The following is a 15416-nucleotide window of genomic DNA, read 5'->3' as shown; positions in this document are numbered from 1 at the left end:
GGCGACGAGAGCACGTACGTACCGGGGAGAGACATGACCGAGAGCGCCACCGGACAGAGCGGCACGGCAGTGGCCGAGGACCCGGCCGGCGGGCCCATGGTGCGGATCGAGGACCTGCACCGCTCGTACGGAACCGGTGCGGCCGCCGTGCACGCCCTGCGCGGCGTCTCCTTCGAGATCCCGCGCGGGGAACTGGTCGCGCTCAAGGGCCGCTCGGGTTCCGGCAAGACGACTCTGCTCAACCTCGTCGGCGGCCTCGACGCACCGGACAGCGGCCGGATCACCGTCGACGGTACGGACCTCTCCCAGCTCGGCGAGAACGGCCTGCTGGAGCTGCGCAGGGACCGGATCGGCTTCATCTTCCAGTCGTTCGGCCTCATCCCGATCCTGACCGCGGCGGAGAACGTCGGTGTGCCGATGCGGCTGCGCCGGGCGGAGCCGGGTGAGCGCGAGGACCGGGTGGCGCTGCTGCTCTCCCTGGTGGGCCTCGGCGACCACGCCCAGCAGCGCCCCGGCGAGCTCTCCGGCGGCCAGCAGCAGCGTGTCGCCATCGCCCGTGCGCTGGCCAACCGGCCCGCGCTCCTGATCGCCGACGAGCCCACCGGACAGCTCGACGCGGAGACCGGCCTCGCGGTCATGGAGCTGCTGCGGGCCGTGGTGCGCAGCGAGGGCGTCACCGTTCTCGTCGCCACCCACGACGCGCAGCTGCTCGGCTTCGCCGACCGGGTCCTGGAGCTCAGTGACGGGCACATCGTCGAGCAGGTGTGAACAGCGGGCACACCGCGGGGCCGCATCAGAATCCCGTCAATACGGACCCTGCGTCCGCCCCTGGTCCCATATGCCGGAAATTCTCGGGGTAGCTTCTGAAGCAGCCGCCGGATACACGGCGGCCGGTCAGAGAAGACAATGGGGCCATGGCACGCGGCAAGCTTCGGATCTACCTGGGTGCGGCACCCGGCGTCGGCAAGACGTACGCGATGCTGTCCGAGGCGCACCGCCGGGTGGAACGGGGCACGGACTGCGTCGTCGCGTTCGTGGAGCACCACGAACGGGAACGCACCGAGGTGCTGCTGCACGGCCTCGAACAGATCCGCCGGCGCGAGATCGAGTACCGGTCCGTCGTTTTCTCCGAGATGGACGTCGAAGCGGTCCTGGAGCGGGCCCCCGCCGTCGCGCTGGTGGACGAACTGGCCCACACCAATGTGCCGGGCTCACGCAACGCCAAGCGCTGGCAGGACGTCGAGGAGCTCCTGAAGGCCGGCATCGATGTGATCTCCACCGTGAACATCCAGCACCTGGAGTCGCTCGGTGACGTCGTCGAGTCGATAACCGGCGTACGGCAGAAGGAGACCATCCCCGACGAGGTGGCACGCCGGGCCGACCAGATCGAACTTGTCGACATGTCACCCCAGGCGCTGCGCCGTCGCATGGCGCACGGCAACATCTACCGGTCCGACAAGGTCGACGCGGCCCTGTCCAACTACTTCCGGCCGGGCAACCTCACCGCCCTGCGCGAGCTGGCCCTCCTCTGGGTCGCCGACCGCGTCGACGAGTACCTCCAGCAGTACCGCGGTGAGCACAACATCCGCACCACCTGGCAGGCCCGCGAACGCATCGTGGTGGGACTGACCGGCGGCCCCGAAGGCCGTACGCTCATCCGCCGCGCGTCCCGGATGGCGGCCAAGGGCTCCGGCAGCGAGATCCTCGCGGTGTACATCGCCCGCAGCGACGGGCTGACCTCCGCGTCGCCCAAGGAGCTCGCGGTCCAGCGCACCCTCGTCGAGGACCTGGGCGGCACCTTCCACCACGTCATCGGCGACGACATACCCTCGGCGCTCCTCGAATTCGCCCGGGGCGTCAACGCCACCCAGATCGTCCTCGGCTCCAGCCGGCGCAAGGCCTGGCAGTACATCTACGGCCCCGGAGTGGGCGCCACCGTCGCCCGCGAGTCCGGACCCGACCTGGACGTCCACATCGTCACGCACGAAGAGGTCGCCAAGGGACGCGGCCTGCCCATCGCCCGCGGAGCCCGGCTCGGGCGCACCCGGATCATCTGGGGCTGGACGGTCGGCGTCCTCGGGCCGGCCCTGCTCACCCTGCTGCTGCTCCGCCTGGAGAACGGCCCCGGGCTCGCCAACGACGTCCTGCTCTTCCTCTTCCTGACCGTCGCAGCGGCCCTGCTCGGCGGACTGGCGCCCGCGCTCGCCTCGGCGGCCGTCGGCTCCATGCTCCTGAACTACTGGTTCACCCCGCCCACCCACACACTGACCGTGCAGGACCCCGAGAACTTCGTCGCCATCGTGATCTTCTTCGCGGTGGCCGTCGCGGTCGCCTCCGTGGTCGACCTGGCGGCCCGCCGCACCCACCAGGCGGCACGGCTGCGCGCCGAGTCGGAGATCCTCTCCGCCCTGGCCGGGAGCGTCCTGCGCGGGGAGACGGCGCTGGACGCCCTGCTGGAGCGGGTCCGCGAGACCTTCGGCATGGAGTCCGTCGCCCTGCTGGAGCGGCAGAGCGACGTCGATCCGTGGACCTGTGCCGGATCCGTCGGCCCCGCCCCGGTGGCCCGGCCGGACGACGCCGACGTCGACATGCCGGTCGGCGACAACATGGCGCTCGCCCTCTCCGGCCGGGTACTGCCCGCCGAGGACCGCCGGGTGCTCGGAGCGTTCGCGGCGCAGGCCGCGGTGGTCCTGGACCGGCAGCGCCTGGTGGGGGAGGCCGAGGCGGCCCGGCGGCTGGCCGAGGGCAACCGGATCAGGACCGCGCTGCTCGCCGCCGTCAGTCACGACCTGCGTACCCCGCTGGCGGCCATCAAGGCCGCCGTGAGCTCGCTGCGCGCCGACGACGTCGCCTGGTCCGACGAGGACGAGGCCGAGTTCCTCGCGGCCATCGAGGACGGCGCGGACCGGCTGGACCACCTGATCGGCAATCTCCTCGACATGTCCCGCCTGCAGACCGGCACCGTCACCCCGCTCATCCGTGAGATCGACCTCGACGAGGTCGTGCCGATGGCCCTCGGAGGCGTACCCGAGGGCAGCGTCGACCTCGACATCCCCGAGACGCTGCCGATGGTCGCCGTCGACCCCGGGCTGCTGGAGAGGGCCGTCGCCAACATCGTGGAGAACGCGGTCAAGTACAGCCCCGGCCGGGACCGCGTCACGGTCGCCGCCAGCGCCCTGGGCGAGCGCGTCGAGCTACGGGTGACGGACCGCGGCCGCGGTGTCCCCGACGAGGGCAAGGAACGCATCTTCGAGCCCTTCCAGCGCTACGGCGACGCCCCGCGCGGCGCGGGAGTCGGCCTCGGGCTCGCCGTCGCCCGGGGCTTCGTGGAGTCCATGGGCGGAACCCTCGGGGCCGAGGACACCCCGGGCGGCGGACTCACGATGGTCCTCACGCTCAAGGCGGTACCCGGACAGGTCGGCGTCGGCCCCGGCCTGCCCGTCCAGGTCACCTCGTGAACCCCCCGGGGCGGAACCCCACCTCGTACACATGTTCAGGAAAGGCAGGATCGCGATGACCCGGGTGCTTGTGGTCGACGACGAGCCGCAGATCGTACGCGCCCTCGTGATCAATCTGAAGGCGCGCAGGTACGAGGTGGACGCGGCCCCCGACGGGGCGACGGCCCTGCAGCTCGCCGCCGCCCGCCATCCCGACGTCGTCGTCCTGGACCTCGGACTGCCCGACATGGACGGTGTCGAGGTGATCAAGGGCCTGCGGGGCTGGACACGTGTGCCGATCCTCGTGCTCTCCGCCCGCCACACCTCCGACGAGAAGGTCGAGGCCCTGGACGCCGGCGCCGACGACTACGTCACCAAGCCGTTCGGCATGGACGAGCTGCTGGCCCGGCTGCGCGCGGCGGTGCGCAGGGCCGAACCGGTCGGCCAGGACGGGGCCGACGACCTCGTGATCGTCGAGACGCAGGGCTTCACCGTGGACCTGGCGGCGAAGAAGGTCCAACGGGAGGGCCGGGACGTGCGGCTCACCCCCACGGAGTGGCACCTCCTGGAGGTCCTCGTCCGCAACGCCGGCCGGCTCGTCAGCCAGAAGCAGCTGCTCCAGGAGGTCTGGGGGCCCTCCTACGGCACCGAGACCAATTACCTGCGGGTCTACATGGCGCAGCTGCGCCGCAAGCTGGAGGCCGATCCCTCTCACCCCAGGCACTTCGTGACCGAGCCGGGCATGGGCTACCGCTTCGAGAAGGGCTGAGAACGGGGCCCCGGGGCGACCTTGGTCACCCGTTCGGGTGGGACCCCCTCGGGCCAGCCCTTACCACAGGAGACCGGTACCCTTCGGGTATGAGCGCTGTTCCCCGATTCGAGAAGGCCGGCAGGGCCGAGAAGCCGTCCGGCCGCTTCCGCCGCATGCTCGACCGGCTGTCCAGTTCCCAGGAGGACCTGGAGTCCGAGGAGCTGCAGGAGGACACGCACGCCTCGGGCTGCACGCGCATTTCCGAGTGCTCGGACCGCCAGATCGTCAAGGTGGCTGGTACCTTGCGGACGGTCACCTTGCGCCCGCGCGCCGGAGTGCCCGCCCTGGAGGCGGAGCTCTTCGACGGCACCGCGCCGCTCGACGTGGTCTGGCTGGGCCGGCGTTCCATCATCGGCATCGAGCCCGGCCGCAAGCTCATAGCCTCGGGCCGCATCGCCATGAGTCACGGGCGCCGGGTGCTGTTCAACCCCAAATACGAACTCCGACCACTCGGCAAGGAGTAGCCGGTGACGTCACTCGACAAGCCGACGCCCGACACGGACCAGCCCCACAGCACCGACCAGTCGGCAGCCGACGCGAAAGCGGTCACGGAAGCCGCGCTCTTCGAGGCCTTCGGCGGCGTGCGCGGCATGGTGGAGACAGTCCTTCCCGGGCTGCTCTTCGTCACGATCTTCACCGTCAACAAGGACCTGAAGGCTTCGGCCATCGCCGCGCTGGCGCTGTCCCTGGTGCTCGTCGTCGTACGGCTGATCCGCAAGGACACCGTCAAGCACGCCTTCAGCGGTGTCTTCGGCGTCGCCTTCGGTGTGGTCTTCGCGATGATGACCGGCAACGCCAAGGACTTCTATCTGCCGGGCATGATCTACACGCTCGGCCTGGCGCTCGCCTACCTCATCACGACCCTCGCCGGGGTGCCGCTGATCGGACTGATCCTCGGTCCGGTCTTCAAGGAGAACCTCTCCTGGCGCACCAGGAACCCCGGTCGCAAGAAGGCCTACGCCAAGGCCAGCTACGCGTGGGGGCTGATCCTGCTCGCCAAGTGCGCGATCCTCTTCCCGCTGTACTGGTGGGCCGACACCACACAGCTCGGCTGGGTGCTCGTCGCGCTCAAGATCCCGCCGTTCCTGCTTGCGGTGTACCTGACCTGGGTCTTCCTCGCCAAGGCGCCGCCGCCCATCGACGTCTTCGCAGAGATGGAGGCGCAGGAGGAGGCCGAGAAGGCCCGCAAGGACGCGCAGAACGCCCGGGCCGCCGAGGCCCGCAACTACGACGTCTGACCCGGCCAAGTACGACCCGTACTGCACGTGAGAGGGGCCCGGAACCGTGACACACGGTTCCGGGCCCCTCTCCATTGCGTCTCTCAGCTGTCGGAGGGCTCGCGGCGGACCGACAGCAGGTCCTCCAGCTGCTCCTCGCGGGCCTGGGCGGCCACGAACAGCAGCTCGTCACCGGCCTCCAGGGTCTCCTCGGGGCTCGGCGTCAGGACGCGCGTACCGCGGATGATCGTGACCAGCGAGGTGTCCTCGGGCCAGGCCACATCGCTGATCGGGGTGCCGGCCAGCGCCGACTCCGGGGGCAGCGTCAGCTCGACGAGGTTGGCGTCGCCGTGGCTGAAGCGCAGCAGCCGGACCAGATCACCGACGCTCACCGCCTCCTCGACCAGGGCGGACATCAGACGCGGCGTGGAGACCGCGACGTCGACCCCCCAGGACTCGTTGAACAGCCACTCGTTCTTCGGGTTGTTGACCCGGGCGACGACCCGCGGAACGCCGTACTCGGTCTTGGCGAGCAGCGAGACGACCAGATTGACCTTGTCGTCGCCGGTCGCGGCGATCACCACGTTGCACCGCTGCAGCGCCGCCTCGTCCAGCGACGTGATCTCGCAGGCGTCCGCGAGCAGCCACTCGGCCATCGGGACCCGCTCCACCGAGATGGCGGTCGGCGCCTTGTCGATCAGCAGCACCTCGTGCCCGTTCTCCAGGAGCTCGGCCGCGATGGAACGCCCCACCGCGCCGGCCCCGGCAATCGACACGCGCATCAGTGACCGCCCTCCTCAGGACCTTCGGCAAAGGCCTCCTCGACCTTCGCGATCTCGTCCGTACGCATCATCACGTGGACCAGATCGCCCTCCTGCAGAACCGTCTGCGACGAGGGCAGAATGGCCTCGCCCAACCGGGTGATGAAGGCTACGCGGACGCCCGTCTCCTCCTGCAGCGTGCTGATCTTGTGACCGATCCAGGAGGGCGTCGTGTGCACCTCGGCGAGCTGCACACCACCGCTCGGGTCACGCCACAGCGGCTCGGCCCCCGACGGCAGCAGCCGTCGCAGCATCTGGTCCGCCGTCCAGCGGACCGTGGCGACGGTCGGGATGCCGAGACGCTGATAGACCTCGGCACGCTTCGGGTCGTAGATGCGCGCCGCGACGTTCTCGATGCCGAACATCTCGCGGGCCACCCGGGCCGCGATGATGTTGGAGTTGTCGCCGCTGCTCACCGCTGCGAACGCCCCGGCCTCCTCGATCCCGGCCTCGCGGAGGGTGTCCTGGTCGAAACCGACCCCGCTCACCCGCCGGCCGCCGAACCCGGAACCGAGCCGGCGGAACGCCGTGGGGTCCTGGTCGATCACGGCGACCGTGTGCCCCTGCTGCTCCAGGGTCTGTGCGAGTGCGGCTCCGACTCGGCCGCAGCCCATGATGACGATGTGCACCTTGCGCCTACCTCGCAGTCCTGGTCGTCCGGATGACCTGCGAAAACACCCTGCTCACACTTCTCTCTCAGCTTGCGGGGCAAACAATGGGGCAACCACCTTCGGTGTTGCCCGGGGATGAGCTTATGCGGCGCCGCATCCACTCCCTCATCCGAGTGTGCGTACGCGGCGGCCGGAACGGCAAAGGGAACCCCGCGGGGCTGGACAGCGAGGCCCGCGGGGGCTGGGCGGATGGGCCTGAAGGAGCTGGACGGAGAGGCCGCGCGGGGCCCTCGCCCGGTCGCTCGCACCGCAAGGATTCCGTTAAGGATTCCATGGACTTTTCCGGTGAGGGCGGGTAATTATGAAGGATTTACGGGCACCGAGGGGGTGGTGCTTCGGCGGCCCGTCTTCCCAACGCTTACGATCCTCAGCGTGTCCAAACTGACCGACGTGCCCAAACGGATCCTGATCGGCCGGGCGCTGCGCAGCGACAAGCTGGGAGAGACACTCCTCCCCAAGCGCATCGCACTCCCCGTCTTCGCATCCGACCCGCTGTCCTCTGTGGCGTACGCCCCGGGAGAAGTTCTCCTCGTACTGTCCATCGCGGGCGTGTCGGCCTACCACTTCAGCCCGTGGATCGCGGCCGCCGTCGTGGTCCTCATGTTCACGGTGGTCGCCTCCTACCGGCAGAACGTGCGCGCCTACCCGAGCGGTGGCGGTGACTACGAGGTCGCCAACACCAACCTCGGCCCCAAGGCCGGCCTGACAGTCGCCAGCGCCCTCCTCGTCGACTACGTCCTCACCGTCGCCGTGTCCATCTCCTCCGGGGTGGAGAACCTCGGCTCCGCGGTCCCCTTCGTGGTCGAGCACAAGACGCTCTGCGCCATCGCGGCCATCGTGCTGCTGACCCTGATGAACCTGCGCGGCGTGAAGGAGTCCGGAAAGCTCTTCGCCATCCCGACGTACCTCTTCGTGGCGGGGGTCTTCGCCATGATTCTCTGGGGCGCGTTCCGCGGGCTGGTCCTCGGCGACACCATGCACGCGCCGACCTCGGACTACGAGATCAAGCCCGAGCACCAGGGGCTGGCCGGTTTCGCCCTCGTCTTCCTGCTTCTGCGGGCCTTCTCCTCGGGCTGTGCCGCGCTCACCGGTGTCGAGGCGATCAGCAACGGCGTGCCCGCGTTCCGCAAGCCGAAGAGCAAGAACGCCGCGACCACCCTCGCGGCGATGGGCCTGCTGGCCGTCACCATGTTCTGCGGCATCATCGGCCTCGCGATGGCCACCGACGTGAAGATGGCCGAGAACCCGGCGAAGGACCTGATCCACAACGGTGTCGCGGTCGGCGCCGGCTTCGTCCAGGACCCGGTGATCTCCCAGGTCGCCGCAGCGGTCTTCGGTGACGGAACGTTCTTCTTCGTGCTCCTCGCCGCGGCCACCGCCCTCGTGCTCTTCCTGGCCGCCAACACCGCGTACAACGGCTTCCCGCTGCTCGGCTCGATCCTGGCCCAGGACCGCTACCTGCCCCGTCAGCTGCACACCCGCGGCGACCGGCTGGCCTTCTCCAACGGCATCGTGCTGCTGGCCGGTGCCGCGATACTGCTCGTCTGGATCTACGGGGCCGACTCGACCCGGCTGATCCAGCTCTACATCGTCGGCGTCTTCGTCTCCTTCACGCTCAGCCAGACCGGCATGGTGCGGCACTGGAACCGCCATCTGAGGAACGAGCGGGACCCGGCCAAGCGCCGCCACATGATCCGCTCGCGCGCGATCAACACCTTCGGTGCCTTCTTCACCGGTCTGGTCCTCGTCGTCGTCCTGGCCACCAAGTTCACCCACGGCGCCTGGGTCGCACTGCTCGGCATGGTGATCTTCTTCGGAACGATGACCGCGATCCGACGGCACTACGACCGCGTCGCCGAGGAGATCGCCGCCTCCGACACTCCGTCCGACGACACCGTGCGGCCCTCCCGCGTGCACTCGATCGTCCTCGTCTCCAAGCTCCACCGCCCCACCCTGCGCGCCCTCGCCTACGCCAAACTGGTCCGCTCCGACCATCTGGAGGCGCTCTCCATCAGCGTCGACCCGGCCGAGACCAAGGTGCTCAAGGAGGACTGGGAGCGGCGCGGCATCAACATCCCGCTGAAGATCCTCGACTCGCCCTACCGCGAGGTGACACGTCCGGTCATCGAGTACGTGAAGGGCCTGCGCAAGGACAGGCCCCGCGATGTGGTCAGCGTGTACATCCCCGAGTACGTGGTCGGTCACTGGTACGAGCACCTGCTGCACAACCAGAGCGCCCTGCGGCTGAAGGGCCGGCTGCTGTTCACCCCGGGCGTCATGGTGACCTCGGTGCCCTACCAGCTGGAGTCCTCCGAGGCCGCGAAGCTGCGGGCCAGGAAGCGCGCGGACTGGACCGCTCCGGGATCGGTCCGCCGAGGCCCCGTGGAGCGGCGGAACAAGGAAACCGGTCACAAGGGCTGACTCGGTGCAACCGTTCGTGGTAAGCGGCCGGGCGACATCCACGTAGACTCGTGGGTTGTTGTCCGGCCGCTTTCCCCTTGATCTCTGGAGCCACCCCCTCATGCAGAACGAATCCACATCGTCGCTGGCCGGGGAGTCTCTGATCGGTCGGGAGTACGAGGTCGAGGTCGGCCCCGTCGCACACGGCGGCCACTGCATCGCGCGCACCGCCGAGGGCCAGGTCCTCTTCGTACGGCACACCCTCCCCGGTGAGAAGGTCGTGGCCCGGGTCACCGACGGCGAGAGCGACTCGCGCTTCCTGCGCGCCGACGCCGTACAGATCATCGAGGCGTCCAAGGACCGCGTCGAGGCCCCCTGCCCCTACGCGGGCCCCGGCAAGTGCGGCGGCTGCGACTGGCAGCACGCCAAGCCCGGCGCCCAGCGCCGCCTCAAGGGCGAAGTGATCGCCGAGCAGCTGCAGCGCCTCGCGGGCCTCACCCCCGAGGAAGCGGGATGGGACGGCACCGTCATGCCGGCCGAGGGCGACAAGCTCCCGCCGGGCGAGGTGCCCGCGTGGCGCACCCGCGTCCAGTACACGATCGACGCGGACGGCCGGGCCGGGCTGCGCAAGCACCGCTCGCACGACGTCCAGCCGATCGACCACTGCATGATCGCCGCCCCCGGGGTCTCCGAGCTGGGCATCGAGAAGCGCGACTGGCCGCAGATCGCGTCGGTCGAGGCCATCTCCGCCACCGGCTCGCACGACCGCCAGGTCATCCTGACCCCGCAGGAGGGCGGCCGGCTGCCGCTCGTGGAGCTCGACAAGCCGGTCTCGGTGCTCCGCGTCGAGGAGAAGGACGGCGGCGTCCACCGCGTCCACGGCCGTGCCTTCGTCCGCGAGCGGGCAGACGACCGTACGTACCGCGTCGGCTCGGGCGGCTTCTGGCAGGTCCACCCGCAGGCGGCCAACACCCTGGTCCGCGCGGTCATGCAGGGCCTCCTGCCCCGCAAGAACGACACCGCCCTGGACCTCTACTGCGGTGTCGGCCTCTTCGCCGGCGCGATCGGCCAGCGCATCGGCGAGAAGGGCGCGGTGCTCGGCATCGAGTCCGGCAAGCGCGCCGTCGAGGACGCCCGCCACAACCTCCAGGACCTCGACCGCGTCCGCATCGAGCACGGCAAGGTCGACCAGGTCCTCCCGCGCACGGGCATCACCGAGTGCGACATCATCGTCCTCGACCCGCCCCGCGCGGGCGCCGGCAAGCAGGTCGTCAAGCACCTGTCGGGGCTGGGCGCACGCAAGATCGCCTACGTGGCCTGCGACCCGGCGGCGCTGGCCCGGGACCTGGCGTACTTCAAGGACGGCGGCTACAAGGTCCGCACGCTGCGGGCGTTCGACCTCTTCCCGATGACGCACCACGTGGAGTGCGTCGCGATCCTTGAACCCATCGCGAAGAGCGCCTGACCTGCGGTTTTTCGGATGTGCTCCATGTGCACTGTGGGCGTTACGGGCGACATCTCTACGCTGAAATGACGCCCGTGACGCTCACATGGCAACCGACGCGAGGAACGGGCTGACCGCGGCCGGCTGCACAGACGCCCCGACGGGAAGTTGGGCCGTCGATGCCGACGCCGTCAACTCGTGCCAGGACAGGTCGGAGTGGGCCGACTGTTCGGCTCTGCGCGCGTGTGCGCCGGTGATTCCTGGTCAGCGGCGGCCGGTGGCCAGGGTGACGAGGAACTGGCCGCCGCCCGGCTCGATGTCGGCGGTCACCGGCAGCCCCGGTACGAGTCGGGAGAACCGGTCCACCAGCCAATCCGCCGCCTCTTGGGCGTCCCGCCTGGTCGGACAACGGCCCACCATCTCGCGGCCCCCCTTGCGCTCCAGCCTCCCGGCAACGGTGATCAGCGGCGCGGGTTCGACCACGTAAAGGCGGTCCGGCCAGGGGATGACCACCTTGACCGCGCCCTTGCGGGTGTTGCATCCGCGGTGCGCGAGCCGCTCGGCGACCTTGGCCTTCCGGTCGGCGGTCCGGCTGTCGACGCTCGGCCCCCGCGGGTCGTTCACGGACTCGTCGGGGTCGACCGCTTCGTCACACACCCAGCATCGCCAGCCGTCGCGTTCGGCCACATCATCAAGGAGACTCATCCGAGCAAACTAGCCTGCCCGGCCACCACACCGCGCACCAGGTAGCCGACCCGACCGAAACGGGGAGGGGCCGGCATCTGCACCCCGGAAACCGCAGATCGAATGCACCCAGACACTTCCGCCGGGACCACAATGAAGTGTGTGGGCATCGCTGCCGCGGAGCTGCTGGAGAGCAGGGCCGTCGGAGTCGCGGTGCTGACACGGTGCCCGATTCCGCTCCGGGCCAGGGGCGGATGAGTGAGCGCCTACGAAGGGACCGACATGAGTGCCGGAGAGAAGGCCAAGGCCAAGACCGAGCAGGTTGTCGGGAAGGCCGTCAGGAAGATGGCCCACGCGGTGGGCAACGAGACCACCGCGGCCAAGGGAGCCGCACTGGAGGCCCGGGGCAAGGCCCGGGACATCAAGGAGAGGTCGAAGGACAGCTTCAGGCACTGATCACGCCACGTCGTCGGCGGAGGCGGTGCGAGGCTCGAGCGGGTTCGTGTGTCGGGCGGTGCGCAGCCGGGCTCGGCGCTGCAATGGCTTGCCCCGGCGCACATCGCGTCACACCGGCCCGCTCCCGTGGACGATCCCAATGGTGGGGTGAGCGCCGGGCTACTCGGCGCGGCCGTGGGTTCGAAATTTCGGACTTCATTCGGAAAATTGGGTTACCAAGAATTCTGGAGGGGCGGCCGGTCTTGTCCGCACCGCCCGTGAAACCCGCTCCGTTCTGGAGCCCAAGGGCCGTCCATCCACGCACCCAAGCCATTCGATTGGCTTGACCTGCGGGTTTTGCCCACACGGCCGTGCGAATGTTTCGACATCTCTCGCGAATCATGCGAGAAGTATTGACGCCGTTCACCGGTTCCCTATTATTCAGATTGCTCGACACTTCGACCCTTGTTCGATATCACGAACGCTGAGTCGCTCCACTGGCACAGCAGAGCACCTACGGGTCGCGCCCGCCGAAAGGCCGAGCCGCAAGGGGTGTGCCGCCTCGTGGATATGTCATGGTCACGTCAAATCTTTTGAGGAGTCCCATGCGCAGTCGAAAATTCAGCCGCAGGCAGCTGTCTGTGGTACTCGCCGCCGCGGTTGCGGCCCTGGTCGCGCTGGCGGCGTTACTCGTCGCCAACCCGGCTCAGGCTGCTTCCAGTGGCGCCTTGCGCGGTGTTGGTTCGGGCCGGTGTCTCGACGTACCGGACGCCGCCCAGACCGACGGCACGTACCTGCAGATCTACGACTGCTGGAGCGGGACCAACCAGCAGTGGACGTTGACGGACAGCAACCAGCTGACCGTGTACGGCGGTAAGTGTCTGGATGTTCCGGGCCACGCCACCACGGCCGGTACCCGGGTGCAGATCTGGAGCTGTTCCGGCGGTGCGAACCAGCAGTGGCGGGTGGACTCCGACGGCACGATCGTCGGCGTGGAGTCCGGGCTGTGCCTGAACGTCACGGGCTCCGGTACGGCCAACGGCACAGCGGTGGAGGTCCGGACGTGCAACGGAGGCAGCAGCCAGAAGTGGACCGGCCTGTCCGGGACAACGCCCCCGGGCGGCACGTGCACTCTTCCGTCGACGTACCGGTGGACGTCGACGGGTGTCCTGGCACAGCCGGCGAACGGGTGGGCCGCGCTGAAGGACTTCACCAGCGTGATGTACAACGGCAAGCACCTGGTCTACGCGTCGAACGTGTCGGGATCGTCGTACGGCTCGATGAGGTTCGCTCCCTTCACGAACTGGTCGGACATGGCTTCGGCCGGCCAGGCCGGGATGAGCCAGGCCGCAGTCGCGCCCACGCTCTTCTACTTCGCGCCGAAGAACATCTGGGTGCTGGCGTACCAGTGGGGTGCGTCGGCCTTCGTCTACCGCACGTCCGGCGACCCCACCGATCCCAACGGCTGGTCCTCGCCGCAGCCGCTCTTCACCGGCAGCATCTCCGGCTCCGGCACCGGCCCGATCGACCAGACCCTGATCGGTGACGGCCAGAACATGTACCTGTTCTTCGCCGGTGACAACGGCAAGATCTACCGGGCGAGCATGCCGATCGGGAACTTCCCGGGCAGCTTCGGCTCGTCGTACACCATGGTCATGAGCGACTCGACCAACAACCTGTTCGAGGGGGTGCAGGTCTACAAGGTTCAGGGCCAGAACCAGTACCTCATGATTGTTGAGGCGATAGGTGCGAACGGGCGCTACTTCCGCTCGTTCACGGCCTCCAGCCTGAGTGGTTCGTGGACCCCGCAGGCAAGCAGCGAGAGCAGCCCCTTCGCGGGCAAGGCCAACAGCGGTGCCACCTGGACCAACGACATCAGCCACGGTGACCTGGTCCGCAACAACCCCGACCAGACCATGACCATCGACCCCTGCAACCTGCAGTTCCTCTACCAGGGCAAGTCCCCCACCGCGGGCGGCCCCTACGACCAACTGCCCTGGCGGCCGGGCGTCCTCACCCTGCAGCGCTGACCCGCCCGATCCACGGTGATCGCGATGTGGTGCGGTCCGCCGGCGCGTGGACGATCGATTTACGGCGTGGGCAACTCCACCGCCTGACCCATACCCACCGCAGAGAGGAACCCCAGCCGTGCGTCGGATGGGGTTCCTCTTTTGGAGTTCACCGGTGCCTACCGGGCGCCGTCGACAAGCACGGTCGTAGCGGGTGGCACTCCGGCCGACGCCAGCACCGCGGCGCCGACCAGACCGGCGTCGGGCCCCAGTTCAGCCGGTACGACGCGCAGATCCTGCAGGAACGGCATGGCCGCGTAGCGCCGCAGGTGGCGAGCGAGCGGTTCGAAGAACACCTCGCCGGACTGGGCGACACCGCCCCCGACCACGGCAATGTCGATCTCGACCAGGGCCGCCGTTGCGGCGATGCCGGCCGCCAATGCGCGGGCCGCACGATCGAACGCGGCGAGAGCTGCCGCCTCTCCGGCTCGAGCCGCTGCCGCAACCGCCGCTGCGTCCGCTGTCAGAGGGGGTTGCCAGCCAAGGGCGAGCGCGTGCCGGGTGATGGCGGTCCCACTCGCGATGGTTTCCAGACAGCCCTTCGCGCCGCACGGGCAGGGTTCACCGTCGAAGTCGATGCTGATGTGCCCGAGGTGGCCGGCATTGCCTGTGAGCCCGTGGTGCACGCTGCCGTTGATGACCAGGCCGGCGCCCACACCCGTGGACACCACGAGGCACAGTGCGTTCTTGTGCCCGCGTGCCGCGCCGTGGCGATGCTCGGCGGCGGTCATCGCCACGGCGTCACCCGCCAGCATCACCTGCCGATGGGCGAGAGCTGGATGCCTTGCAACGGATTCGACGAGGGGAAAGTCCCTCCAGGCGGGGATGTTGACAGGACTCACGGTCCCGCGAGTCAGGTCGATCGGGCCGGCGCTGCCGATGCCCACTGCGCGAACTGCTCCCCACAGAGGGCCGGCAGCCAGGGCACTCACCACCTCGTGAACCGCACCCAGGAGTGCGTCGGCGGATTCCTGCGCCGGGGTGGCGCGGCGCGCACGGTGCAGCAGGACGCCGTCCCGGTCGACCAGGGCGCCGGCGATTTTGGTTCCGCCGATATCAAGGGCGGCGATCAGGTCACCGCTTGGGGGTGAAGCTGCCGACCGATGACTACTCAAGGTGATGTCCCTCGGAATAGGAGTGGCATGTGTGGTCCGGTTGAGAAGACCACATCCGAGCACCCTTCGACAACGTTGTCCAGATGCCCGCCGAATCCCGTTCGGCCGACGCGTTCAAGTCCCGATCGATTTAGTCACTGTTTAGTAAAGTCGCAGATCAGCGACCTGTGGAGGCTTCAAATCCAGGTGGACCGGTCTATGGACATTGCCGGCGCATTACGTCTACGTTGAGCGCTCATCAGGCCGGGGCAGCGGGAGCCGACGCGGCATTCCGCTGGGCGTGATGCCGGAAGTCGTGCAGTGAGGGGTGGA

The 15416-nt window shown here is 69.0% G+C and carries 13 protein-coding genes; 9 read left to right on the top strand and 4 right to left on the bottom strand.

The features are described from left to right. Positions 1-33 precede the first annotated feature (33 nt). From OG257_RS10185 to OG257_RS10165, 5 genes are all read left to right on the top strand, one after another. Positions 34-768: an ABC transporter ATP-binding protein gene (locus tag OG257_RS10185; RefSeq protein WP_329206653.1), complete on the top strand. Its 735-nt coding sequence runs from the start codon at positions 34-36 to the stop codon at positions 766-768. 146 nt (positions 769-914) lie between these two features. Next, complete coding sequence (locus OG257_RS10180; protein WP_329206651.1) at positions 915-3458, top strand: sensor histidine kinase KdpD; 2544 nt, start codon at positions 915-917, stop codon at positions 3456-3458. 55 nt (positions 3459-3513) lie between these two features. Then, positions 3514-4206, top strand: a complete 693-nt coding sequence (locus OG257_RS10175) for a response regulator (RefSeq protein WP_329206650.1) — start codon at positions 3514-3516, stop codon at positions 4204-4206. Between the two features lie 155 nt (positions 4207-4361). Next, positions 4362-4712 (top strand): OB-fold nucleic acid binding domain-containing protein, encoded by a 351-nt coding sequence (locus OG257_RS10170; RefSeq protein WP_383179311.1) that lies wholly within the window; start codon positions 4362-4364, stop codon positions 4710-4712. Positions 4713-4715: 3 nt separating this feature from the next. Further along, complete coding sequence (locus tag OG257_RS10165) at positions 4716-5486, top strand: DUF3159 domain-containing protein (protein WP_329206648.1); 771 nt, start codon at positions 4716-4718, stop codon at positions 5484-5486. Positions 5487-5569: 83 nt separating this feature from the next. On the opposite strand, the gene OG257_RS10160 is transcribed toward OG257_RS10165, so the two are convergent. Both OG257_RS10160 and OG257_RS10155 read right to left on the bottom strand, forming a co-directional pair. After that, positions 5570-6247 carry a potassium channel family protein gene (locus tag OG257_RS10160; RefSeq protein WP_329206646.1) on the bottom strand — a complete coding sequence of 226 codons (678 nt, stop codon included), beginning with the start codon at positions 6245-6247 and terminating at the stop codon, positions 5570-5572. Further along, positions 6247-6915, bottom strand: a complete 669-nt coding sequence (locus OG257_RS10155) for a potassium channel family protein (protein WP_329206645.1) — start codon at positions 6913-6915, stop codon at positions 6247-6249. The genes OG257_RS10160 and OG257_RS10155 overlap by 1 nt, the downstream gene beginning before the upstream one ends. 414 nt (positions 6916-7329) lie before the next feature. On the opposite strand from OG257_RS10155, the gene OG257_RS10150 reads away from it, so the two are divergent. Both OG257_RS10150 and OG257_RS10145 read left to right on the top strand, forming a co-directional pair. Next, entirely contained in the window at positions 7330-9378 is a 2049-nt protein-coding gene (locus tag OG257_RS10150) for an APC family permease (RefSeq protein ID WP_329206644.1), read from the top strand. Positions 9379-9478: 100 nt separating this feature from the next. Continuing rightward, complete coding sequence (locus tag OG257_RS10145; RefSeq protein ID WP_329206642.1) at positions 9479-10822, top strand: class I SAM-dependent RNA methyltransferase; 1344 nt, start codon at positions 9479-9481, stop codon at positions 10820-10822. 243 nt (positions 10823-11065) lie between these two features. Here the strand turns inward: OG257_RS10145 and OG257_RS10140 are convergent, their stop codons facing one another. Next, positions 11066-11506, bottom strand: a complete 441-nt coding sequence (locus OG257_RS10140) for a hypothetical protein (RefSeq protein WP_329206641.1) — start codon at positions 11504-11506, stop codon at positions 11066-11068. Positions 11507-11767: 261 nt separating this feature from the next. On the opposite strand from OG257_RS10140, the gene OG257_RS10135 reads away from it, so the two are divergent. Both OG257_RS10135 and OG257_RS10130 read left to right on the top strand, forming a co-directional pair. Beyond that, on the top strand, positions 11768-11941 hold the full coding sequence (locus OG257_RS10135; protein ID WP_329206639.1) for a hypothetical protein: 174 nt from the start codon (positions 11768-11770) through the stop codon (positions 11939-11941). A 584-nt stretch (positions 11942-12525) separates the two neighbouring features. Next, complete coding sequence (locus OG257_RS10130; RefSeq protein ID WP_329206638.1) at positions 12526-13950, top strand: non-reducing end alpha-L-arabinofuranosidase family hydrolase; 1425 nt, start codon at positions 12526-12528, stop codon at positions 13948-13950. A gap of 158 nt (positions 13951-14108) precedes the next feature. Here the strand turns inward: OG257_RS10130 and OG257_RS10125 are convergent, their stop codons facing one another. After that, positions 14109-15104: an ROK family protein gene (locus tag OG257_RS10125; RefSeq protein ID WP_329206637.1), complete on the bottom strand. Its 996-nt coding sequence runs from the start codon at positions 15102-15104 to the stop codon at positions 14109-14111. Positions 15105-15416 lie beyond the last annotated feature (312 nt).

This window comes from Streptomyces sp. NBC_00683 (assembly GCF_036226745.1).
Classification (GTDB): Bacteria; Actinomycetota; Actinomycetes; order Streptomycetales; family Streptomycetaceae; genus Streptomyces.
This window is presented reverse-complemented; position numbering and strand designations above follow the sequence as displayed.